The sequence below is a fragment of the Nocardioides sp. J9 genome (assembly GCF_007829375.1).
GTDB lineage: Bacteria > Actinomycetota > Actinomycetes > Propionibacteriales > Nocardioidaceae > Nocardioides.
Map to the genome: position 1 here is coordinate 1 of NZ_VLJQ01000114.1, position 22,745 is coordinate 22,745.

Annotated in this window: 22 protein-coding genes; 1 reads left to right on the top strand and 21 read right to left on the bottom strand. The window is 73.0% G+C overall.

Annotated features, from left to right (window positions below; genetic code table 11):
• Window positions 1-1,117: MFS transporter (locus tag L615_RS19535; RefSeq protein ID WP_145726194.1), on the bottom strand; the 1,117-nt coding region annotated here is incomplete at its 3' end.
• A gap of 68 nt (window positions 1,118-1,185) precedes the next feature.
• On the opposite strand from L615_RS19535, the gene L615_RS19540 reads away from it, so the two are divergent.
• A complete protein-coding gene (locus L615_RS19540; RefSeq protein ID WP_145726195.1) occupies window positions 1,186-1,539 on the top strand; it encodes a MerR family transcriptional regulator in 354 nt (117 codons plus the stop codon).
• A gap of 10 nt (window positions 1,540-1,549) precedes the next feature.
• Here the strand turns inward: L615_RS19540 and L615_RS19545 are convergent, their stop codons facing one another.
• From L615_RS19545 to L615_RS19640, 20 genes are all read right to left on the bottom strand, one after another.
• Window positions 1,550-2,566, bottom strand: coding sequence for an LLM class flavin-dependent oxidoreductase (locus L615_RS19545; RefSeq protein ID WP_145726196.1), 1,017 nt, complete (start codon window positions 2,564-2,566; stop codon window positions 1,550-1,552).
• 36 nt (window positions 2,567-2,602) lie between these two features.
• Window positions 2,603-3,934, bottom strand: a complete 1,332-nt coding sequence (locus L615_RS19550; RefSeq protein WP_145726197.1) for an RsmB/NOP family class I SAM-dependent RNA methyltransferase — start codon at window positions 3,932-3,934, stop codon at window positions 2,603-2,605.
• On the bottom strand, window positions 3,931-4,857 hold the full coding sequence (gene fmt / locus L615_RS19555) for a methionyl-tRNA formyltransferase (RefSeq protein WP_145726198.1): 927 nt from the start codon (window positions 4,855-4,857) through the stop codon (window positions 3,931-3,933). Before fmt ends, L615_RS19550 begins: the two co-directional genes overlap by 4 nt.
• Window positions 4,854-5,399 carry a peptide deformylase gene (def, locus tag L615_RS19560; RefSeq protein ID WP_028654165.1) on the bottom strand — a complete coding sequence of 182 codons (546 nt, stop codon included), beginning with the start codon at window positions 5,397-5,399 and terminating at the stop codon, window positions 4,854-4,856. Before def ends, fmt begins: the two co-directional genes overlap by 4 nt.
• 37 nt (window positions 5,400-5,436) lie before the next feature.
• Window positions 5,437-7,482: a primosomal protein N' gene (locus L615_RS19565; RefSeq protein WP_186449945.1), complete on the bottom strand. Its 2,046-nt coding sequence runs from the start codon at window positions 7,480-7,482 to the stop codon at window positions 5,437-5,439.
• A gap of 91 nt (window positions 7,483-7,573) precedes the next feature.
• A complete protein-coding gene (metK, locus tag L615_RS19570; protein ID WP_028654167.1) occupies window positions 7,574-8,773 on the bottom strand; it encodes a methionine adenosyltransferase in 1,200 nt (399 codons plus the stop codon).
• Between the two features lie 139 nt (window positions 8,774-8,912).
• Window positions 8,913-10,169, bottom strand: coding sequence for a bifunctional phosphopantothenoylcysteine decarboxylase/phosphopantothenate--cysteine ligase CoaBC (gene coaBC, locus L615_RS19575; RefSeq protein WP_028654168.1), 1,257 nt, complete (start codon window positions 10,167-10,169; stop codon window positions 8,913-8,915).
• A 13-nt stretch (window positions 10,170-10,182) separates the two neighbouring features.
• The gene (gene rpoZ, locus L615_RS19580; protein ID WP_028654169.1) at window positions 10,183-10,512 is read right to left on the bottom strand and encodes a DNA-directed RNA polymerase subunit omega; all 330 of its coding nucleotides are present in this window, start codon (window positions 10,510-10,512) and stop codon (window positions 10,183-10,185) included.
• Window positions 10,513-10,520: 8 nt separating this feature from the next.
• Complete coding sequence (gmk, locus tag L615_RS19585; RefSeq protein ID WP_036516523.1) at window positions 10,521-11,090, bottom strand: guanylate kinase; 570 nt, start codon at window positions 11,088-11,090, stop codon at window positions 10,521-10,523.
• A complete protein-coding gene (mihF, locus tag L615_RS19590; protein ID WP_028654170.1) occupies window positions 11,087-11,407 on the bottom strand; it encodes an integration host factor, actinobacterial type in 321 nt (106 codons plus the stop codon). The genes gmk and mihF overlap by 4 nt, the downstream gene beginning before the upstream one ends.
• 129 nt (window positions 11,408-11,536) lie before the next feature.
• On the bottom strand, window positions 11,537-12,031 hold the full coding sequence (locus L615_RS19595) for a hypothetical protein (RefSeq protein ID WP_028654171.1): 495 nt from the start codon (window positions 12,029-12,031) through the stop codon (window positions 11,537-11,539).
• Window positions 12,028-12,861, bottom strand: a complete 834-nt coding sequence (pyrF, locus tag L615_RS19600; protein WP_145726199.1) for an orotidine-5'-phosphate decarboxylase — start codon at window positions 12,859-12,861, stop codon at window positions 12,028-12,030. The genes L615_RS19595 and pyrF overlap by 4 nt, the downstream gene beginning before the upstream one ends.
• Window positions 12,862-12,874: 13 nt before the next feature.
• Window positions 12,875-13,903, bottom strand: coding sequence for a quinone-dependent dihydroorotate dehydrogenase (locus L615_RS19605; RefSeq protein WP_232221653.1), 1,029 nt, complete (start codon window positions 13,901-13,903; stop codon window positions 12,875-12,877).
• The gene (gene carB / locus L615_RS19610; RefSeq protein ID WP_145726200.1) at window positions 13,900-17,214 is read right to left on the bottom strand and encodes a carbamoyl-phosphate synthase large subunit; all 3,315 of its coding nucleotides are present in this window, start codon (window positions 17,212-17,214) and stop codon (window positions 13,900-13,902) included. Before carB ends, L615_RS19605 begins: the two co-directional genes overlap by 4 nt.
• A gap of 1 nt (window position 17,215) precedes the next feature.
• Complete coding sequence (gene carA, locus L615_RS19615; protein ID WP_145726201.1) at window positions 17,216-18,352, bottom strand: glutamine-hydrolyzing carbamoyl-phosphate synthase small subunit; 1,137 nt, start codon at window positions 18,350-18,352, stop codon at window positions 17,216-17,218.
• Window positions 18,349-19,644, bottom strand: a complete 1,296-nt coding sequence (locus L615_RS19620) for a dihydroorotase (RefSeq protein WP_028654176.1) — start codon at window positions 19,642-19,644, stop codon at window positions 18,349-18,351. The genes carA and L615_RS19620 overlap by 4 nt, the downstream gene beginning before the upstream one ends.
• Window positions 19,641-20,588, bottom strand: coding sequence for an aspartate carbamoyltransferase catalytic subunit (locus L615_RS19625; RefSeq protein WP_028654177.1), 948 nt, complete (start codon window positions 20,586-20,588; stop codon window positions 19,641-19,643). Before L615_RS19625 ends, L615_RS19620 begins: the two co-directional genes overlap by 4 nt.
• Window positions 20,585-21,136 carry a bifunctional pyr operon transcriptional regulator/uracil phosphoribosyltransferase PyrR gene (gene pyrR, locus L615_RS19630; RefSeq protein ID WP_028654178.1) on the bottom strand — a complete coding sequence of 184 codons (552 nt, stop codon included), beginning with the start codon at window positions 21,134-21,136 and terminating at the stop codon, window positions 20,585-20,587. The genes L615_RS19625 and pyrR overlap by 4 nt, the downstream gene beginning before the upstream one ends.
• A gap of 126 nt (window positions 21,137-21,262) precedes the next feature.
• Window positions 21,263-22,246 (bottom strand): TIGR03557 family F420-dependent LLM class oxidoreductase, encoded by a 984-nt coding sequence (locus L615_RS19635; RefSeq protein ID WP_028654179.1) that lies wholly within the window; start codon window positions 22,244-22,246, stop codon window positions 21,263-21,265.
• A gap of 111 nt (window positions 22,247-22,357) precedes the next feature.
• On the bottom strand, window positions 22,358-22,528 hold the full coding sequence (locus L615_RS19640) for a CsbD family protein (protein WP_036516525.1): 171 nt from the start codon (window positions 22,526-22,528) through the stop codon (window positions 22,358-22,360).
• Between the last annotated feature and the right edge of the window lie 217 nt (window positions 22,529-22,745).

A 22,745-nucleotide genomic window follows, 5' to 3' on the forward strand; every position in this document is an offset into this window, starting at 1 on the left:
CCGACACGACGCCCGCGGCCAGGGCCGCACCGACGGCGATCCCGCCGTTGAAGAGCACCGGGATCAGCGCGCCGGCCATCGTGCGGTGCGTCGGGCCGGCCAGCCGGAGCACCAGCGTCTGCGCGAGCGGCGGCAGCGCGCCGGAGAGCACGCCCCACGCGACCACCGCCGCCAGCACCGGCCACCCCGCCGACCCGGCGGCACCGACCGCCAGGATCGCCGCCGCGGTGCCCGCCGTGGCGATGACCAGGCCGCCGCGGGTGTCACCGGTGACCCGCCCGGCGAGCACCACGCCGACCGCCGACGCCAGGCCGAAGACCAGGAGCACGCTGGCCACGCCTCCCGGCAGCAGGTCGGCGGCGGGCTCACCGAGGCGCGTGATGAAGGTGTAGGCACCGTGGTGCCCGACCAGCACCAGGGCCACGAGCGCGGTCACGACGACCATCGGCCACAGCGAGGTCCCCGGCACCTGCTCCCCCGCGCCGGCTCCGGCAGCGTGCCCCTCCTCGGGCACGACGACCCGGACCAGCGCGGCCGCCACGACGCTCGCCGCAGCCAGCACCCAGAAGGCGGCCCGCCAGCCGGCGAGGTCCGCGACGAACCGGCCCACCGGCGTGCCGAGCACCATGCCGAGCGTGGCGCCGCCGAGCACCACCGCGGTCGCACGCCCCAGCAAGCGGTCCGGGACGAGGTCCGCCACGTGGGCGTTGACGGTCGACCACAGCAGGCCGACGGACGCGGCACCGAGCGTGCGCGCACCGACCACGACGCCGTACGACGGAGCGAGGGCGGTCAACGCGGACGCCACCGCGAACGCGGCCAGGCTGCCGGTGATCACCGTGGTGCGGCGCCACCGGCGGGTCAGTGCCACCAGCGGGAAGCTGGCGACCACCACGACGGCCGCCCAGGCGCTCACCAGCAGCCCGCCCGCGGCGTCGCTGACGCCGAGGCCGCGGCTCATCGGGCCGAGGACGGCAGTCGGCAGCATCTCGCCGGTCACCATGGCCAGGGTCGCTCCGCCGAGCACCAGCAGGGCCGGCCAGGGCAGGTCCGGCCCGACGACCGCAGGGGCCGGATCGGGACGGGTCGGGGTGGGTTGCGAGCACGTCGTCGTCATGCTCTCGACGGTAAAGGTCTACACTGATGTCAATGTCAAGGTCGAGATGACGACGTGAGGCGACGGACATGAAGATCGGCGAGCTGGCGGAGCGCACCGGGGTGGCCGCACGGCTGATCCGCTACTACGAGCAGCAGGGCCTCCTCGAGGCCGACCGGCTGCCCAACGGCTACCGGACCTACACCGACGAGCACGTCGAGCAGGTCGGGCGGATCGCCGGGCTCGTCCAGTCCGGCATCCCGACCCGGCTGGTCAGGGCGCTGCTCGAGGCCGAGGCGGCCTGCGCGACCGAGGCCGCGGCCTGCTCCCGCGAGGTCGCCGCGCTCCTGGCGGCCGAGCTCGACGGCCTGGAGAAGCGGATCGCCTGCCTGGTCCGCAGCCGGGACACGATCCGGCAGGTGCTCGCCGCCCAGGACCGGTGACCCGTCCGCCTCAGCGCCAGCCCAGCTCCGGTGCGACGTGGGTGAGGATCGACTCCAGGACGTGCGCGTTGTAGTCGACGCCGAGCTGGTTCGGCACGGTCAGCAGCAGCGTGTCCGCCGCGGCGATCGCCTCGTCCTCGCGCAGCTGCTCGACCAGCTGGTCCGGCTCGGCGGCGTACGAGCGCCCGAAGATCGCGCGCATGTCGTCGATCTGGCCGACCTGGTCGCCCTCGGGACGGCCGCCGAAGTACATCCGGTCCTCGTCGGAGACGATCGGGAAGATCGACCGGCTCACCGAGACCCGCGGCTCCCCCGCGTGGCCGGCCTCGGCCCACGCCTCGCGGAAGACGCGGATCTGCTCGGCCTGCTGGACGTGGAACGGCTGCCCGCCCTCGTCCTCCTTGAGGGTGGAGCTCATCAGGTTCATGCCCAGCTCGGCGGTCCAGCGGGCGGTGCCGTTGGACGCGGCGCCCCACCAGATCCGCTCGCGCAGGCCCTCGGAGTGCGGCTCGAGACGGAGCAGACCCGGCGGGTTGGGGAACATCGGGCGCGGGTTCGGCGTCGCGAAGCCCTCGCCCTCCAGCAGGCGCAGGAAGACCTGGGTGTGGCGCCGCGCCATGTCGGCCTCGGTCTCGCCCTCCGCCGGGGCGAAGCCGAAGTAGCGCCAGCCGTCGACGACCTGCTCCGGTGAGCCCCGCGAGATGCCGAGCTGGAGCCTGCCGCCGGAGATGAGGTCGGCCGCGCCGGCGTCCTCGACCATGTACATGGGGTTCTCGTAGCGCATGTCGATCACGCCGGTGCCGATCTCGATCCGGCTGGTGCGCGCGCCGATGGCGGCGAGCAGCGGGAACGGGCTGGCCAGCTGGCGGGCGAAGTGGTGCACCCGGAAGTACGCGCCGTCCGCGCCGAGCTCCTCGGCCGCGACGGCCAGGTCGATCGACTGCAGCAGCGTGTCGGAGGCCGAGCGCGTCTGTGACTGCGGGCTCGGCGTCCAGTGCCCGAAGGAGAGGAACCCGATCTTCTTCATGACTGGTTGAACCGTCAACCTTCCCGGATCATTCCGTCACTGCTTGCGCAGCAGCGCGAGGAACATCGCGTCGGTGCCGTGGCGGTGCGGCCACAGCTGCAGGGTCCCGGGCAGCGGTCCGTCGGCGCCGCTGACGGCCGGCAGGACGGGGGCGAGGTCGTCGAGCACGACGCCCCCGCGCCCGGAGGCGCGCGCCACGACCTCGGCGGTCTCGGCCAGCAGCGGCGAGCAGGTGGCGTAGAGCAACGCTCCCCCGGGGCGCAGCACGCGGACGGCCTCCTCGAGCAGGGCCCGCTGCAGGTCGACGAGCTCGGCCAGGTCTTCCGGCGTGCGGCGCCACCGCGCTTCGGGACGGCGGCGCAGCGCGCCGAGGCCGGTGCACGGGGCGTCGAGCAGGATGCGGTCCACCGAGTCGTCGGCGAAGGGTGCGCGGGTGCCGTCGGACTGCACGACGAGCACCCCGGGGTCGCCACCGACGGCCCGTCGTACCAGCCCGGCGCGGTGGTGGTGCCGCTCGACGGCGACGAGGCGGGCACCGCGCTGGGCGGCGAGGGCGGCGAGGAGCGAGGCCTTGCCACCGGGTCCTGCGCACAGGTCGACCCACGCCTCGTCGCGGCCCTCGACCGGCGCGTCCGCGGCGGCGAGCGCGACCAGCTGCGAGCCCTCGTCCTGCACCCCGGCGCGGCGCTCCGCGACGGCGGGCACCGCGGACGGGTCACCGCCCTCCAGCACCACCCCGTGCGGGGAGTACGGCGTCGGGGTGCCGGGCAGCTCGTCGCGGCTCGCGCGACCGGGCCGGGCCACGAGCGTGACCCGCGGCGGCAGGTTGTCGGCGGCCAGCAGCTCCGGGAGCTCGCCGGACGCCTCGCGCAGCGCGGTCCGCAGCTCCTCGACCACCCACGCCGGGTGGCTGTGGGCCACGGCGAGGTCACCCGGCGCGACCTGGGCGAGCCAGGCGTCGAGGTCCTGCGCGGCGACCTTGCGCAGCACCGCGTTGCAGAAGCCGGCGGCGCCCTGGTTCACCTTCGCCCGCACGAGGGTCACCGTGGTGTCGATCGCCGCATGGGTCGGCACCCGCATGCCCAGCACCTGGTGGGCGCCCAGGCGCAGCGCGTCGAGGACCTTGGCCTCGACCTTGCGCAGGGGCCGGTCGATGCAGGCGGCCAGCACGGCGTCGTACGTGCCCTGCCGGCGGATGGTGCCGGAGGCGAGCTCGGTGGCGAAGGCGGCGTCGCGACCGGTCAGGCCGTGCCGGGCGAGCGCGGCGGGCAGCAGGAGGTTGGCGTACCCGTCGTCGACGCGGACGCCCTTGAGGACCTCGAAGGCGGCGAGGCGAGCCGGGTCGACCCGCTTGCGCGCCGCGGTCACTGGAAGGTCGCGCTCTCCGGGAGCCGGACCCCACGGGCCCAGTCGGCCGCGCCCATCTGCTTCTTGCCGAACGCCTTGACGTCGCCGAGGCGGACCGCGTCGGTGGCGGTGCCCACGAGGACGTGGTTCTTCGCGACCCGGATCGCACCGGGAGCGAGGTCGTCCACGCCGGCCTCGACGGTCACCGGGCCGAGCTTCACCCGGTCGTCGTCGAGGGTGGTCCACGCGCCGGGGCCCGGCGTGCAGGCACGGATCCGGCGGTCGACCGCGACGGCGGGCTCGGTCCAGTCGACGCGGGCGTCGTCGACGGAGATCTTCGGCGCCAGGCTGACCCCGTCCTCGGGCTGCTCGCGCGCCTCGAGGGAGCCGTCCTCGATGCCGTCGAGGGTCGCGACCAGCAGGCTGGAGCCGCCCTCGGCGAGCCGGGCGAGCAGGTCGCCGGCGGTGTCGGTCGGGCGGATCCGCTCGGTCATCACACCGAAGGTCGGCCCGGCGTCGAGCGCCTCGACGATGCGGAAGGTGGTGGCGCCGGTGAACTCGTCACCGGCCCAGATCGAGTGCTGCACGGGCGCGGCTCCGCGCCAGGCGGGCAGGACCGAGAAGTGCAGGTTGACCCAGCCGTGCTGCGGTATGTCGAGCGCGCTGCGCGGGATGAGCGCGCCGTAGGCGACGACCGGGCAGCAGTCGGGCTCGAGTGCGCGCAGCGCCTCCTGGAACTCCGGCTCGCGCGGGTGCGTCGGCTTCAGCACGGGTACGCCGAGCTCCTCGGCGCGCTGGGCGACCGGGCTCGGGGTGAGCTTGCGGCCGCGACCAGCCGGGGCGTCGGGACGGGTGACGACGCCGACCAGCTCGTGGCCCGACTTCGCGATCGCGTCGAGCGCGGGGACGGCGACCTCGGGGGTGCCGGCGAACACGACCCTCATCGGCCGAACCCTCCCGTCGCGTGCGGGGACACCTTGATCGTCGGCTTCTCGAGGCCGAACCACTCGGACTCGCGGATCTCCCGCATCGCGGCCTTGCGACCGGCGTCGTCGAGGCGGTCGATGAACAGGATGCCGTCGAGGTGGTCGGTCTCGTGCTGGATCGCCCGGGCGAGCAGCTCGGAGCCCTCGATGGTCACCGGGTCGCCGTGCATGTTGAAGCCGCGGGCGACGACCGACATCGCCCGCAGGCAGTCGTAGGTCAGCTCCGGCAGGGACAGGCAGCCCTCGGGGCCGTCCTGGGTCTCCTCGGACAGGTCGAGGACCGGGTTGACGAGGTGGCCGACCTCGCCGTCGACGTACCAGGTGAACACGCGCAGCCCGACGCCGATCTGGGGCGCGGCGAGGCCGGCGCCCGGGGCGTCGAGCATGGTGTCGGTCAGGTCGGTGACGAGCTGGCGCAGCTCGGCGTCGAACTCCACGACCTCGATCGCGGGCTTGCGCAGGATCGGGTCGCCGAACAGGCGGATGGGTCGGATGGCCACCGCGTCATCCTAGTGAGGGAGCGGTCGCTCCCCCGCATCAGGCGATCTCGAGCGGGTCCAGCTGGACCCGCACCGGCTCCAGCTTGCGCGCCGAGCGCAGCCGTTGCGCTTCCGCGAGGGCCCGCGCGAGCGCCGCGCCCTGCGCGCGGGGCACCCGCACCACGAGCCGCTCGTCCTCGTCGTCGGCCGGGACCGGCCCCAGCACGTCGGCCGACTCCGGCAACGCCACGAGCGCCTGCAGGTCGTCCAGCGCGCCCGGCGCCCCGGTGAGGGTGGCGACCCGGGCGGCGGGTGGCAGGCGCGCGGCCCACCGGTCCTCGGCCTCGCGCCGCGCGAACCCCGCGGGGTCCCAGCGCACGAGCGCCTGCAGCACCGGCAGCGCGGGGTCGCCGACGGCGAGCGCCCGACCGCCGGGGCTGACCAGGCCGATGGCGTTGCACCAGCGGCGCAGCGCCTCCTCCTGGGCGCGCATGCTGTCGCGCCCCAGCGCCCACCAGGTGTCGAGGAGCAGGACCACGGCGTAGCCGCCGTCGGCGACCGGCTCGGCGCCGGGCGTGGCGACCACGATCCGGGGGCCGCCCGGGACCTCCGAGCGGATCCGCTCCCCCGACGAGGTGACCACCGGGACGGACGGGAAGCTGCGGCCGAGCTCGTCGGCGGTGCGGGCGTCGCCGAGGACGGGGGCGCGCAGGCCGGTGCCGCCGCACTCCGGGCACGACCAGTCGGTCGCCTCGGTGGCGCACCAGCGGCACCGGGGCGGCGAGGTCGGGCCGGTGAGCTCCAGCGGTCCGGTGCACTCCGCGCACCGCGCCGGCGTGCGGCACCGCTCGCAGGCCAGCTTCACGGCATAGCCGGCGCGCGGCGTCTGCACCAGCACGGGGCCGCGCTCCAGGCCCCAGCGGACCGCGTCGAAGGCCTCCTTCGGCATCCGCGCCGTCGACGCGAACGGGTCGCGGGCCAGCGCGTGGTCGGAGGCGCCGGTGATCCCGACGAGCACCCGCTCGCGCAGCGCGGCGCGGGGCAGCGCGAGCTCGTGCGCCCAGCCGGAGCGCAGCAGCTGGTCCGCCTCGACGGTCCGCGCGAAGCCGCCCACGAGCGCGGCGGCGCCCTCCGATTCGGAGCGGAGCAGCAGCACCTCGCGGGTGTGGGGGTACGGCGCACGCGGCTCGGCGTGCAGGTCGTCGCCGTCGTCCCAGATCACCACGAGGCCGAGGTCGTGGACCGGGGCGAACGCCGCCGAGCGGGTGCCGACGACGATCCGCCGGGTGCCGCGGCTGACGGCGAGGAAGTCGCGGTAGCGGGCGGCCGGTCCCGGCTCGGCGCGCAGTGTGACGTGGTGGCCCTCGCCGAGCAGCGCGGTCAGCGCGGCGTCGACGCGGGCGACGTCGCGGTGGTCGGGCAGGCACAGGATGCTGCCGCGGCCGGCGGCGAGCGCGGCGCCGGCGAGGTGGGCGAGCAGCGCGGGCCAGTCCTCGCCCGGACCGGCGCCCCAGACCGCCCGCGGGGCGCCGCCGTCGCGCAGGTGGGCGACGAACGCCCCCGCCGCGGGGTACGACGACCACGCCTCCTCGCACCGTCCCGGCTCGAGGTCGAGGGCCGGCTCGGCGGGCGACTCCTCCTTCTCGGTGGTGGCGTGCCGCGGCGGCACGGCCAGCCGGCGCACGTCGGCGCTGACGCCGGCGTACCGCTCCGCGACGCGGGTGCACAGCTCGGCGACGGCCGGGCTGAGCACCGGCTCGGGGCTGACCACGCGGCGCAGCGGGGCGAGCCGCCCGTCGTGCTCGGAGGCGGCGCTGCGGGCGACGACGAAGCCGTCGACGTCCTGGCCGCCGAAGCGGACCTTCACGCGGGCGCCGGGGACCGCACCCTCGGCCATCGCGACCGGCACGGCGTAGTCGAAGGGCCGGTCGAGGTGGGCCAGCGGCAGGTCGAGGACCACCCGGGCGACCGGGTCGACCTCGGCGATCTTCGCCTCCGCCGCCTTGCGGGCGCGGGTGGCGGCGGCCTTCGCGCGGCCCTCGGCGGCACGGTCGCGCACGAGGCCGGGCAGGTCGAGTGCCGGCTCCTCGTGCGTGGGCGTCATGGGCGCAGTTCTACCAGCGCTCCCAGACGCATCGAGCCCGCCGTCCACTGCGGGACGGCGGGCTCGTGCAGGACGACCGGGGTCGTGCGGGTCAGAGGCCCGCAGCGGCCTTCAGCGCCTCGGCGCGGTCGGTGCGCTCCCAGGTGAACTCCGGCAGCTCGCGGCCGAAGTGGCCGTAGGCAGCGGTCTTCGCGTAGATCGGGCGGCGCAGGTCGAGGTCGCGCAGGATCGCGGCGGGGCGGAGGTCGAAGACCTCGAGCACCGCCTCCTGGATCTTCTCGTCCGCGACGACGCCGGTGCCGAAGGTCTCGACGAAGACGCCGACGGGCTTCGCGACGCCGATCGCGTAGGCCACCTGGACCTCGGCGCGACGGGCCAGGCCCGCGGCGACGATGTTCTTCGCGACCCAGCGCATGGCGTAGGCGGCCGAGCGGTCCACCTTCGACGGGTCCTTACCCGAGAAGGCGCCACCACCGTGGCGGGCCATGCCGCCGTAGGTGTCGACGATGATCTTGCGTCCGGTCAGGCCGGCGTCGCCCATCGGGCCACCGACGACGAACTTGCCGGTCGGGTTGATGTGCAGCTTGTAGCCGTCGAACGGGACGCTGGTCTTGAACTGCTCGAGGACCGGCTCGATGACCTTCGCGGTGACGTCGGCAGCGATCTGCTCCTGCGAGACGTCCTCGGAGTGCTGGGTCGACAGCACGACGGTGTCGACGCGCACGGCGCGGTCGTCCTCGTCGTACTCGATGGTGACCTGGGTCTTCCCGTCGGGGCGCAGGTAGGGCAGCGTGCCGTCCTTGCGCACCTCGGTGAGCTTCTCCGCGAGGGTCTGCGCGATCTTGATCGGCAGCGGGAAGAGCTCGGGCGTGTCGTCGCAGGCGTAGCCGAACATCAGGCCCTGGTCGCCCGCACCCTGGCGGTCGAGCTCGTCGGAGGAGCCGCCGAGGCGGACGTCCTCGGCGGTGTCAACGCCCTGGGCGATGTCGGGCGACTGCGCACCGATCGCGACCTGGACGCCGCACGAGTTGCCGTCGAAGCCCTTGTCGGAGGAGTCGTAGCCGATCTCGAGGATCTTCTCGCGCACCAGCTGGGCGACCGGGGCGTAGGCCTCGGTGGTCACCTCGCCGGCCACGACCACCAGGCCGGTGGTCAGCAGGGTCTCGACCGCGACGCGGCTGGAGGGGTCGTGCTCGAGGAGGTAGTCGAGCACGGTGTCGCTGATCTGGTCGGCGATCTTGTCCGGGTGACCCTCGGTCACCGACTCCGACGTGAACAGACGTCCGGTCATGGCGTGGGAACTCCTGGTTCTCATGTACCGCGGCGGAACCCCCTCGCCGGCGCGGTCAAGTGTCGTTTTCTACGTGTTGAACTCGGGTTGGTGCCGTTCCAACGATACGGACGGGCAGGGGTGATGCCCGAACGTCTCATCAACCAGAAGACGCCGGTCTCGACAGGCGAGCGACGACCTCGTCCCAGATCTGGTGGGCCAGCGCGGACTTCGACCCGTGGGGTACGTCGACCGCGGAGCCGTCCGCGCCGAGGATCACCGCCTCGTTGTCGGTGCTGCCGAAGACCGCTCCCCCGCTGACGTCGTTGACGACCAGCAGGTCACAGCCCTTGCGGGCCAGCTTGGCGCGCGCGAGGTCGAGCACGCTGCCCGTCGCGTCGCCGGTCTCGGCGGCGAACCCCACGACCACCTGGTCCGGGCGGGCCCGGTGGTGGGAGATCTCCTTGAGGATGTCGGGGTTCTGCTGCAGCGTGATCGAGGGTGCCGAACCGTCGTCGGCCTTCTTGATCTTGGTGTCGGAGGTCGTGGTCGGCCGGAAGTCGGACGGGGCGGCCGCCATCACGACCGCGTCGGCGCCGGCGGCCGCGGAGAGCACGGCGTCGCGCAGCTCGGCGGTCGACTCGACCCGCACCACCTTGACGCCGGCGGGGTCGGCGAGGGCCACGTTGGCGGCCACGAGGGTGACCTCCGCGCCCCGGGCGGCCGCGGCGCGGGCCAGGGCGTAGCCCTGCCGGCCCGAGGACCGGTTGCTGAGGAAGCGCACCGGGTCGAGGCGCTCCCGGGTGCCGCCGGCCGACACCACCACATGGCGACCGGCGAGGTCCGCTGCGCCCCCGGTCGCGGCGCTCGTGCCGGACGCGGCCCTGCCGAGCACGTCGCGGCAGACCTCGAAGATCTCCTCGGGGTCCGGCAGCCGGCCCTTGCCGGTGTCGGCACCGGTGAGCCGGCCCTCGGCGGGCTCGACGACGAGCACACCGCGCGAGCGCAGGGTGGCGACGTTGGCGGTCGTGGCCGGGTGCTCCCACATCTCGGTGTGCATCGCCGGGGCGAGCACGACCGGGCAGCGGGCCGTGAGCAGGGTGTTGGTGAGCAGGTCGTCCGCGAGGCCGTGCGCGGCCTTCGCGAGCAGGTCGGCGGTCGCCGGGGCGACCACGACCAGGTCGGCGGTCTGGCCGAGGCGGACGTGCGGCACCTCGTGCACGCCCGTCCACACCTCGGCGGAGACCGGCTTGCCCGACAGGGCGGCCCACGTCGGCGCGCCGACGAACTCGAGCGCCGCCGCGGTCGGCACGACGGTCACGTCGTGGCCGGACTCGGTGAACCGCCGCAGCAGCTCGCACGCCTTGTAGGCGGCGATGCCGCCGGAGACGCCGAGCACCACGCGGGGCCGGGACATGTGGGTCGTCAGATCACTCGGCGTCGGCAGCCGGGGCCTCGGCGGCCTGGGCAGCAGCGGCCTGCTCGGCGGCGAGCTCGGCCGGGTCGACGTCCTCGCAGGTCAGCAGGTCCTCGTTGATCTCGCGCAGCGCGATCGAGAGGGGCTTCTCCTGCACGTGGGTCTCCACGAGCGGGCCGACGTACTCCAGCAGGCCCTCGCCGAGCTGGGAGTAGTAGGCGTTGATCTGCCGCGCGCGCTTGGCGCTGTAGAGGACCAGCTTGTACTTGCTGTCGGTCTTGGACAGCAGGTCGTCGATCGGGGGGTTGGTGACACCCTCGGCGGCGATGTTCGGGGCAGACACGTAGGTCCTCACTCGTTGTGGACGGAATCAACCATCAAGGCTACCAACTCCTCGACGGCAGCGTGAACTTCACGGTTGACGATGGTGACGTCGAACTCGGACTCGGCGGCCAGCTCCTGACGGGCGGTCGCGAGGCGGCGCTCGCGCTCCTCCTCGTCCTCGGTGCCGCGCCCGACGAGCCGGCGCACCAGCTCCTCCCAGGACGGCGGCTTGAGGAAGACGAAGACCGCCTCCGGCATCGACTCGCGCACCTGGCGCGCGCCCTGCAGGTCGATCTCGAGCAGCGCCGGACGACCGGCGGCGAGCGCCTCCTCGACCGGGCCGCGCGGGGTGCCGTACCGGTTGATGCCGTGCACCACGGCCCACTCGAGCATCTGGCCCTCGTCGACCAGCCGGTCGAACTCCTCGTGGGTGACGAAGTGGTAGTGCACGCCGTCGACCTCGCCCGGCCGCGGCTGGCGGGTCGTGGCGGAGACGGACAGGTAGATCTCGGGGTGCTGCTCGCGCATGGCGGCAGCGACCGTGCCCTTGCCGACGGCCGTCGGGCCGGCGAGGACGAAGAGCTTCGCCCGGCTCATCCTTCGGAGGAGAACTCGCGCTCCAGGGCGGCGACCTGCTTGGCGCCGAGCCCCCGGACCCGCCGCGACTCGGCGATGCCGAGGCGCTCCATCACCTGGCGGGCGCGGACCTTGCCCAGGCCGGGGACCGACGTGAGCAGGTCGACGACCTTCATCTTGCCGATGACCTCGTTGACCTGGCCCTGCTGCAGGACCTCGCTGATGGAGGCGCCGGAGTTCTTCAGCCGGTTCTTCACCTCGGCCCGCTCGCGGCGTGCGGCGGCTGCCTTCTCGAGGGCGGCCTGGCGCTGTTCGGGAGTGAGAGGGGGCAGGGCCACGAGGCAGGAGTCCTTCGGTGTTGATCGAGGTGGGACGGCGGGTGGGCCGACGCCGGTCAATCTAGCCATTCCCGAACTACCGGGGCAATCGGGGCCCTCGCCGCGGGACGCAGGTGTGACCTCAGACGCTCAGAGGCTCAGCGGCGTCTTGCAGACGTCGCGCGCCTGCTGCTCCACCCCGGTCAGGGCGGCCCTGGTGTCGGTGGCTCCGAGCCGGGTGGCCGCCGTGCGGATCGCGGACCGGTCCTCGTCGGAGAGGCCCTCCGGCGGGCGGGCCGGGTCGTACGACGCCGGTTCGACCCCCGCCGCGTCGAGTGCCTCCTCGAGCGCGCTGATCCGCTCGACGACGAGTCCCCACTCGTCGCGGATGTCGTCGGGCGCCTTGTCGGCGAGGTCCTCGAAGACCGGGAGCGCGCGCAGCAGGCCGGTCTCCTTGCCGGCCGACAGCGCGGCGCCGAGCTCGGCGCGGTGGTCCTCCACCGCCGAGCAGTACCTCGCGAACGGGTCGTCGGTCTCCTGTCCCCGCCACAGCAGGAAGCCCGCCACCACGACGGCGGCGAGCAGGAGGACGACGACGAGGGACGGCCGGCGCCGTCCCTCGCGCGCAGGCGCCTCGGCGTTCACCCCAGCAGCGCCCCGAGCTCGTCGTTGGCGCGCAGCACCGCGTCGCGCATCGCGACGGGATCCGGGCCGAGCCGCAGCACGCCGCGCGAGGACGACGCGACGACGTTGCGGGCGCTGGCGCCGAAGATGCGCAGGATGTCGCTGCTGGTGCCGCCCTGCTCGCCGTAGCCGGGCGCGAGGATCGGGCCATCGATGTCGAGGTCGAGGCCGCTGCCGTCGATGGTGGCGCCCACGACGGCACCGAAGGACCCGAGCGGCGTCGCGCCGGCGTTCAGCTCGCGCAGGTGGTCGAGCATCGCCGAGGCGACGGTGCGTCCGCCGAACGCCTCCGACGTGACGGCCTCCTGCACCTCAGGGCCCTCCTTGTTGGAGGTCGCGGCGAGCACGAACAGGCCCGCGTCGTGGCGACGCGCAGCGTCGACGAACGGCAGCAGCGAGCCGAAGCCGAGGTAGGGGCTGACCGTGATCGCGTCGGACGCCAGCGGCGAGGCCGGGTCGAGGTAGGCGTCGGCGTAGGCCTGCGACGTCGAGCCGATGTCACCGCGCTTGACGTCGAGCAGCACCAGGGCGCCCGCGGCGCGGGACTCGGCGATGACCCGCTCCAGCACGGCGATCCCACGGCTGCCGAAGCGCTCGTAGAAGGCGGACTGCGGCTTGACGACGCTGCAGTGCGGCGCCACCGCCTCGACCGCGCCCAGGGCGAACCGCTCGAGGCCGGAGAGGTCGTCGTCGTACCCCCAGTCGCGGAGCAGCGCGCCGTGCGGGTCGATGCCCACGCAGAGCTGGCCGCGCTCGGCGAGGGCGGCGGCGTAGCGGGTGCCGAAGGTCATCTGGTTCTCCTGGTCAGAGGGCCGCGAGGACGTGGCGGGGCCACCGGGGGCCACCGTAGATGAGGCCGCTGTAGACCTGCACGAGGTCGGCGCCGGCGTCGATGCGCTCGCGCGCGTCCGCCGGGGTCGTGATGCCGCCGACGCCGATGAGCACGAGCCGGTCCCCCACCTGCTCGCGCAGGATGCGCAGCACCTCGGTGGACCGCTCGCGCAGCGGCGCGCCGGAGAGGCCGCCCAGGCCGCACGCCTCGACGGTCGCCGGGGCCGAGCGCAGGCCCTCGCGGGCGATCGTGGTGTTGGTCGCGATGACACCGGCCAGGCGCAGGTCGAGCGCCATGTCGGCGACGGCGCGCACGTCGTCGTCGGACAGGTCGGGCGCGATCTTCACCAGCAGCGGCACGGTGCCGACGCCGGTCGCCTCGTCGGCGGTGCGCCGCACGTGGGCCAGCAGCGGCGCGAGCCGCTCGACGGCCTGCAGGTTACGCAGCCCCGGGGTGTTGGGCGAGCTGACGTTGACGACGAGGTAGTCGGCGTGCGGGGCGAGCAACCGGGTCGAGGTCTCGTAGTCGGCCTCGACGGCCTGCTGGTCCTCGTCCGGGACGACCTTCGACTTGCCGATGTTGACGCCGAGCACGAGGCCGCCGGGCTTGCGGCGGCGCTTCGCGAGCCGCCGGGCGACCGCCTCCGCGCCGTCGTTGTTGAAGCCCATCCGGTTGACGATCGCCCGGTCCTCGGGGAGCCGGAACAGCCGCGGCTTCGGGTTGCCGGGCTGGGGCAGCGCGGTGACCGTGCCGATCTCGACGTGCCCGAAGCCGAACGCGCCCATCCGGTCCCAGACCTCGGCGGTCTTGTCGAAGCCGGGCGCGAGGCCGAGCCGGTTGGGGAACGTCAGCCCCATCAGCTCGACCGGCTCTCCCCCGCGGACCGGCGTGCGCTTGAGCAGCGGGCCGCCGAGCCGCAGGGCGTCGTAGGTCAGGTGGTGCGCCTTCTCGGCGTCCATCCGGACCAGGACGTTGTCGAAGACCTTGTCGTACAGGGTCACCGCGCGTGCCACTCCTGGAGGGAGCGCACGCCGATGGACCCGGCGCGAATGGCCGCGATGCCCTGCACCGCGGCCGCGAGGCCCTGCACCGTGGTGATGCACGGGGTGCCGGTGAGCACCGCGGCGGCGCGGATCTCGTAGCCGTCGACGCGCGAGTCGCCGCCACCGCCGGCGGCGGTGGTGTTGCCGTGCGGGGTGTTGACGATCAGGTCGATCTCGCCGTCGAGGATCATCTGCACGGTCGTCTTCTCGCCGTGCGGGCCGGGACCCTCGAAGTGCTTGCGCACGATCGTGGCCTGGATGCCGTTGCGGCGCAGCACCTCCGCGGTGCCCTGCGTGGCCAGGATCTCGAAGCCGTAGTCGGCCAGGACGCGGGCCGGGAAGATCATCGTCCGCTTGTCGCGGTTGGCGATGGAGATGAACACCTTGCCCTCGGTGGGCAGCGAGCCGTAGGCCGCGGCCTGCGACTTGCTGAACGCCGTGCCGAAGTCGGCGTCGAAGCCCATCACCTCGCCGGTCGACTTCATCTCGGGCCCGAGGACGGTGTCGACGAAGCTGCCCTCCTTCGTGCGGAACCGGTTGAACGGCAGCACCGCCTCCTTGACCGCGATCGGCGCGTCGGCCGGCAGCGTGCCGCCGTCGCCCTCGGCGGGCAGCGCCCCGGCCTGGCGGAGGTCGGCGATCGTCTCGCCGAGCATCACCCGGGCAGCGGCCTTGGCCAGCTGGGTGCCGGTGGCCTTGGAGACGAACGGGACCGTCCGCGACGCACGCGGGTTGGCCTCGATCACGTAGAGCACGTCGGCGCCGAGCGCGAACTGGATGTTGATCAGGCCGCGCACTCCCACGCCCCGGGCGATCGCCTCCGTCGCCTCGCGGATCCGCGCGATCTCGGCGTCACCGAGGGTGGCCGGCGGCAGGGCGCACGACGAGTCGCCGGAGTGGATGCCGGCCTCCTCGATGTGCTCCATCACGCCGCCGAGGAAGAGCTGCTCGCCGTCGTACAGCGCGTCGACGTCGATCTCGACCGCGTCGTCGATGAACCGGTCGACCAGCACCGGCCGGTCGGGGCTGATCTCGGTCGCGGCCTCGATGTAGGCCTTCAGCGCCGCGTCGCTGTAGACGATCTGCATGCCGCGGCCGCCGAGGACGTACGACGGACGCACCAGCACCGGGTAGCCGATGGCGTGCGCGATCTCCTGGGCGTCCTCGAAGGACACCGCGGTGCCGTGCTTGGGCGCGACCAGGCCGGCCTCGGCGAGCACCCGGCCGAACGCGCCGCGCTCCTCGGCGAGGTCGATGGCCTCCGGGCTGGTGCCGACGATCGGGACGCCTGCGTCCTGCAGGCCCTGGGCCAGGCCCAGCGGCGTCTGGCCGCCGAGGGTGGCGATGACGCCGGCGATCGGGCCGGCGGCCTTCTCCGCCTCGTAGATCTCGAGCACGTCCTCCAGGGTGAGCGGCTCGAAGTAGAGCCGGTCGGAGGTGTCGTAGTCGGTCGAGACGGTCTCCGGGTTGCAGTTGACCATGATCGTCTCGTAGCCGGCCTCGGCCAGCGCGAGCGAGGCGTGCACGCAGGAGTAGTCGAACTCGATGCCCTGGCCGATCCGGTTCGGGCCCGAGCCGAGGATGATCACGGCCTGCTTGCCCTCGGCCCGCGGGAGGACCTCGGTCTCCTCGTCGTAGGAGGAGTAGTAGTACGGCGTCTTGGCCGCGAACTCCGCCGCGCACGTGTCGACGGTCTTGTAGACCGGCCGGACGCCGAGCTCGCCACGCAGCGCGCGGACCTCGGCCTCGTCCAGGCCGCGGAGCCCGGCGACCTGGGCGTCGGAGAAGCCGTGGCGCTTGGCGCGGCGCAGCACGGCGGCGTCCAGCTCGGGCGCCGCGGCGACCGCGCGCGCGACCTCGTCGATGAGGAAGAGCTGGTCGACATACCACGGGTCGATCTTCGTCGCGTCGAAGATCTCCTCCGGCGTCGCGCCGGCGCGGATCGCCTGCATCAGCTTCTGGATGCGGCCGTCGTGGGGACGGCGCACGTCGGCGAGGATCGCGTCCTTGTCGCCGGGCTCGCCGACCCAGGTGAACGCCGAGCCCTTCGACTCCAGCGAGCGCAGCGCCTTGTTGAGCGCCTCGGAGAAGTTGCGACCGATCGCCATCGCCTCGCCGACCGACTTCATGTGCGTGGTCAGCGTGGAGTCGGCGGTCGGGAACTTCTCGAACGCGAACCGGGGCACCTTGACCACGACGTAGTCGAGGGTCGGCTCGAACGAGGCCGCGGTGGAGCCCTGCGGGCCCGCGGTGATGTCGTTCTCGATCTCGTCGAGGGTGTAGCCGATGGCGACCTTCGCCGCGATCTTGGCGATCGGGTAGCCGGTGGCCTTCGAGGCGAGCGCCGAGGAGCGCGAGACCCGCGGGTTCATCTCGATGACGATGACCCGGCCGTTCTCGGGGTTGACGGCGTACTGGATGTTGCAGCCGCCGGTGTCGACGCCGACCTCGCGGATGACGCCGATCGCCAGGTTGCGCAGGTGCTGGTACTCGCGGTCGGTCAGCGTCATCGCCGGGGCGACGGTGATCGAGTCACCGGTGTGCACGCCCACCGGGTCGAAGTTCTCGATGGAGCAGATGATGACGACGTTGTCGTTCTTGTCGCGCATCACCTCCAGCTCGTACTCCTTCCAGCCGAGGATCGACTCCTCGATGAGGACCTCGGTGGTCGGCGACGCCGACAGGCCGGCACCGGCGATGCGGTGCAGGTCCTCGTCGTCGAACGCGATGCCGGAGCCGAGGCCGCCCATGGTGAAGGAGGGGCGCACGACGACGGGGAACCCGAGCTCCTCGGTGGCCTTCTCGACCTCGTCCATCGAGTGGCAGATGAAGGAGCGGGCGACCTCGCCGCCGACCTTGCGGACGATGTCGTTGAACATCTCGCGGTTCTCGCCGCGGTGGATGGCCTCGAAGGAGGCGCCGATCATCTCGACGCCGTACTTCTCCAGCACGCCGTTCTCGTGCAGCGCCGTCGCGGTGTTGAGCGCCGTCTGGCCGCCGAGGGTCGGCAGGATCGCGTCAGGGCGCTCCTTGGCGATGACCTTCTCGACGAACTCCGGGGTGATCGGCTCGACGTAGGTGGCGTCGGCGAACTCCGGGTCGGTCATGATCGTGGCCGGGTTGGAGTTCACCAGGACGACCCGCAGGCCCTCCTCCTTGAGCACGCGGCAGGCCTGGGTGCCGGAGTAGTCGAACTCGCAGGCCTGGCCGATGACGATCGGGCCGGAGCCGATGACCAGGACCGACTTGATGTCGTCGCGCTTCGGCACGTCAGTTCTCCTCACTGGTCGAGCGGGCGGTGAGCAGCTCGACGAAACGGTCGAAGAGGTACGCCGCGTCGTGCGGGCCGGCGGCGGCCTCCGGGTGGTACTGGACGGAGAAGCTCTTGAGCGCACCGGAGGCGTCGCGGAGCTCGAGGCCCTCGACGACGTCGTCGTTGAGGCAGACGTGGCTGACCGTCGCGCTGCCGTACGGCGTCTCGGTGGCCCGGTCGAGAGGGGCGTCGACCGCGAAGCCGTGGTTGTGCGCGGTCACCTCGACCTTGCGGGTCGTGAGGTCCATGACCGGCTGGTTGATGCCGCGGTGGCCGTACTTCAGCTTGTAGGTGCCGAAGCCGAGCGCGCGGCCGAAGAGCTGGTTGCCGAAGCAGATGCCGAAGTACGGCAGCTCGCGGCCCAGCGCCTCCTTCAGCAGCTCGACCTGGCCGGTGGTCGCAGCCGGGTCGCCGGGGCCGTTGGAGAAGAACAGCCCGTCCGGCTGGACCGCGAGGACGTCCTCGATGGAGGAGGTCGCGGGCAGCACGTGCACCTCGATGCCGCGCTCGCTCATCCGGTAGGGCGTCATGTCCTTGATGCCGAGGTCGAGGGCGGCCACGGTGAACCGCTTCTCCCCCTGCGCCGGGACGACGTAGGCCTCGGCCGTCGAGACGGCATCGGACAGGTTGGCGCCGGTCATCCCGGCGGACGCCTTGACCTTCTCCAGCAGCTTCGCCGGGTCGGTCTCGACCGTGGAGATGCCCACCCGCATCGCGCCGCGCTCACGCAGGTGGCGGGTCAGCGCACGGGTGTCGATGCCGGAGATGCCGACCACGCCCTGGGCCGCGAGCTCCTCGTCGAGGGTGCGCCGCGAGCGCCAGCTGCTCGGGACGCGGGCGGGGTCGCGCACGACGTAGCCGGCGACCCAGATCTTCCGGGACTCCGGGTCCTCGTCGTTCATGCCGGTGTTGCCGATGTGCGGCGCGGTCATCACGACCACCTGGCGGTGGTAGGAGGGGTCGGTCAGCGTCTCCTGGTAGCCGGTCATGCCGGTGTTGAAGACGGCCTCGCCGAAGGTCTCCCCCTCGGCGCCGTAGGCCTCGCCGTGGAAGGTGCGTCCGTCCTCGAGGACGAGCAGGGCTGGGGCGGTCATGCGAGGGCTCCTTCCAGCACGGTCGGCGTGCCACGCAGGAGCGTGGCGATCACCCGACCCGTGAGCTTGCGGTCGTGCCAGGGGTTGTTGCGGCTCAGCGAGACGCTGGCGGCGCGGTCGACGACCACCTGGGCGGAGGGGTCGACGAGGGTCAGGTTGGCGGGCTCGCCCACCGCGACCGGGCGGCCCTGGGGGCGGTCGCCGTCCGCGAGGCCGGCGATCCGGGCGGGGTTGGTGCTCATGACGCGGGCGACGCCGGCCCAGTCGAGCAGGCCGTTCTCGACCATCACCGTGGTGACGACCGGCAGTGCCGTCTCGAGGCCGAGCATCCCGAAGGCCGCGTCGACGAAGGCGTGCTCCTTGTCGTGGCGGGCGTGGGGGGCGTGGTCGGTCGCGACGGCGTCGATGGTGCCGTCGGCGAGCGCCGTGCGCAGCGCCTCGACGTCCTCGGACGGGCGCAGCGGCGGGTTCACCTTGAACGTGGGGTCGTACCCGGCCAGCAGGTCGGTGGTGAGCAGCAGGTGGTGCGGGGTGACCTCGGCGGTGACGTCGATCCCCTGCGCCTTCGCCCAGCGGATCACCTCGACGCTGCCGGCGGTCGAGACGTGCGCGACGTGGACGCGGCTGCCGGTGTGGCGGGCGAGCATCACGTCGCGGGCGACGATGACCTCCTCGGCCACGCCGGGCCAGCCGGGCAGGCCGAGGCGGCCGGAGAGCTCGCCCTCGTGGCAGCACGCGGTCGGTCCGGCGAGGGCCGGGTCCTGGCTGTGCTGGCTGACGACGCCGCCGAACGCCTTGACGTACTCCAGCGCGCGGCGCATGACGCGGGCGTCGTGGACGCACTTGCCGTCGTCGGAGAACACCCGCACCTTCGCGCGGGAGCGGGCCATCAGGCCGAGCTCGGCGAGCTCCTCGCCGGCGAGCCCCTTGGTGACCGCGCCCACCGGCTGCACGTCGACCAGGCCGGCGGCCCGGCCGAGGTCGAGCACCCGCTCGGCAGCCTCGGCGGTGTCGGTGACCGGGTTGGTGTTGGCCATGGCCAGGACGGCGGTGTAGCCGCCGACCGCCGCGGCGCGGGAGCCGGTCAGGACGGTCTCGGCGTCCTCGCGGCCGGGCTCGCGCAGGTGTGTGTGCAGGTCGACGAAGCCGGGCAGCAGGCGCAGGCCGTCGGCGTCGATGGTGCGCTCGGCGGTCGCGGAGACCTTGCCGATCTCGGCGATGACACCGTCGGCGACGAGGACGTCGCTCGTGGTGCCGTCGGGCAGGGTGGCGCCCTTGATCAGGGTGCTCATGCGGTGGCTCCCTCGTTCTGGCCGTCGCCGGCGAGCAGGTGGTAGAGCACGGACATCCGCACCGCGACGCCGGCCGAGACCTGGTCGAGGACCAGGCTGTCGGCGGCGTCGGCGGCGTCCGGCGAGATCTCCAGGCCGCGGTTCATCGGGCCCGGGTGGAGGATCGGCGCTCCGGGTCGCAGCAGCGCGAGCCGGTCGCGGGTCAGGCCGTAGCCGACGGTGTACTCGCGGGCAGTGGGGAAGAACCCGCCGCTCATCCGCTCGCGCTGGACACGCAGCATCATCACCGCGTCCGCCTGGGGCAGCACCGCGTCGAGGTCGTACGACGTCGCGAACCCGGCCGCCTTCGACCAGTCCCCCACGCCGGCGGGCATGAGCGTCGGCGGGGCGACGACGGTGACGCTGGCGCCGAGCTTGACCAGGCTCTTGACGTTGCTGCGGAACACCCGGCTGTGCGTCACGTCGCCGACGATCGCGACGTGCTTGCCCTCGAGCGAACCGAGGCGGCGGGTCAGCGCGTAGGCGTCGAGCAGCGCCTGGGTGGGGTGCTCGTGGGTGCCGTCGCCGGCGTTGATGACCGGCACGTCGATCCAGCGGCTGATCTGCTCGGCGGCCCCACTGGCCGCATGCCGCACGACCAGGCCGTCGATGCCCATCGCGGTCACCGTGAGCGCGGTGTCGCGCAGCGACTCGCCCTTGCTGGCGCTGCTCCCCTTCGCGGAGAGGTTGATGACGTCGGCGGAGAGCCACTTGCCCGCGATCTCGAAGCTCGAACGGGTGCGGGTGGAGTCCTCGAAGAAGAGGTTGATGACGGTGCGGCCGCGCAGGGCGGGCAGCTTCTTCACCGCACGCTTCTGCACGTCGTGCATCTCGGTGGCGGTGGTGAGGATCTCGTGGATCTCCTCGACCGTCAGGTCGTCGATGCTGAGCAGGTGGCGGGTCACTGGATCGTCACCCCGTCCTCCCCGTCGATCTCGCTGAGGCGCAGGCTGACGCGTTCGCTGCGCGCGGTGGGCAGGTTCTTGCCGACGTGGTCGGCGCGGATCGGGAGCTCGCGGTGACCGCGGTCGACGAGCACGGCGAGCCGGACCACGGCGGGCCGGCCCAGGTCGGACAGGGCGTCGAGTGCGGCCCGGATGGTGCGCCCGGAGTAGAGCACGTCGTCGACGAGCACGACGGTCTTGCCGTCGATGCCACCGGCGGGCAGCTCGGTGCGGTGCGGTGCCCGCGTCGGGTGCGACTTCAGGTCGTCGCGGTACATCGTCACGTCGAGCGACCCGGTCGCGACGGTGGTGCCCTCGACGGACGCGATGTTGGCCGCGATCCGGTGGGCGAGCGGGACGCCGCGGGTGTGCAGCCCCAGAAGCAGGAGATCCTCGGCGCCCTTGTTGCGCTCGAGGATCTCGTGGGAAATGCGGGTCAACGCCCGGTTGATGTCACCGGCGTCGAGGACGACGCGGCCCTCTGCGGGGACCTGCGCGTGGGTAGGCATATGTGTGCCTGACCTCCTTCTCCGCCTCACAGGACGGCTCCTTAAAGGATGTCTGAACGGGTGTCACCCTACCGGTCCCGGCGCCGTCCGGCCGAACCGGTCCACGTGTGCCGCGCGACACTTGCCTCAGCCGGCGCGCAGCTTCTCCAGCAGCGGTCCGGCCACCTCGTCGAGGAACTGCTGCTGGTAGCGGTCCCCCACCTGGACCAGCGCGACGTCGGTGAAACCCGCCTTCGGGAACGCGAGGACCGCCTCGGCGATGGCGTCCAGATCGGGTCCGCACGGGATCGACCCGGCGACGTCCTCGGGCCGTACGAACTGGCTGGCGGCAGCGAACCCGGCCGGCGTCGGCAGGTCGGCGTTGACGCTCCAGCCACCGCCGAACCAGCGGAACTCGTCGTGCGCGAGCTGCACCGCCGACTCCTCGTCGGGCGCCCAGCAGATCGGCACCTGCCCGATCGCCCGCGCGCCACCGTCACCGACCCGCGGGGCGCCGTCGGTCCGGTTCCACTGCTCGACGTACTCCCCCTTGGGCTCGACGGCGACGAGGTGGTCGGCGAGCGGTGCCAGCGCCTCGATCGCGCGATCACCCCCGACCGCGACGCCGATCTGGACCGGGTCGTCGGGCAGGTCCCAGACCCGCGCGGACTCGACGTCGAAGAACTCCCCGTGGTGGTCGACCAGCTCCCCCGTGTGCAGGGCGCGGATCACCTCGATCGCCTCGGCCAGCATCTCCTGGCGCGTCCCGACGCCGGGCCAGCCTCCGCCGACGACGTGCTCGTTGAGGCTCTCCCCGGTGCCGACCCCGAGGGTGAACCGACCCTCCGACAGCACGGCGAGGGTGGCGGCCTTCTGCGCCACCACCGCAGGGTGGTACCTCGTGGTCGGGCAGGTCACGTAGGTCATCAGCTGCAGGTCCGAGGTGGCCTGCGCGACGGCCCCGAGGACGGTCCACGCGTACGGCGCGTGCCCCTGCTCCACCAGCCAGGGCGAGTAGTGGTCGCTGCAGACGGCGAAGTCGAAGCCGGTCCGCTCAGCGTCCTGCGCGTAGGAGACGAGCTCACGCGGCCCGCTCTGCTCGGTCATCAGGGTGTAGCCGAATCGCGTCATGGCCGGCCGGTACCCGGCGGGTCGGCGGCCAACGCTCCGCCCCGGACAGGACGAAGGGGCTCCGTGTCCCCGGAGCCCCTTCGCGTCTCTCTCGTGCTGACCCTCAAGCTGTCACTTGAAGGCGTCCTTGACCTTCTCGCCGGCCTGCTTGAGGTTGCCCTTGAGCTGGTCGCCCTTGCCCTCGGCCTCGAGGTCCTCGTTGTCCGTGGCCTTGCCGAAGGCCTCCTTGGCCTTGCCGCCCTTCTCCTCGGCGGCGTTGCTGATCTTGTCGTCGAGCCCCATGGTGCTCTCCTCTCGATCGTCGGGTGCGATGCGCTCGTGGTACCCCCGCTCGCGTGGCTGATCCGGGTCCGTTTTGTTGCCCGGCTCACTCCCGGCGGGTGGTCGGGTCCGGCGGGTCGGCTTGCGGTCGCGTAGGTCCCTGATCTCTGCGGGCTGCGGTTGCGTAGTCGGCACAGTTCCGAAAGGCAGCGACGAGGGAGTACGGCGGGTGGCTGGC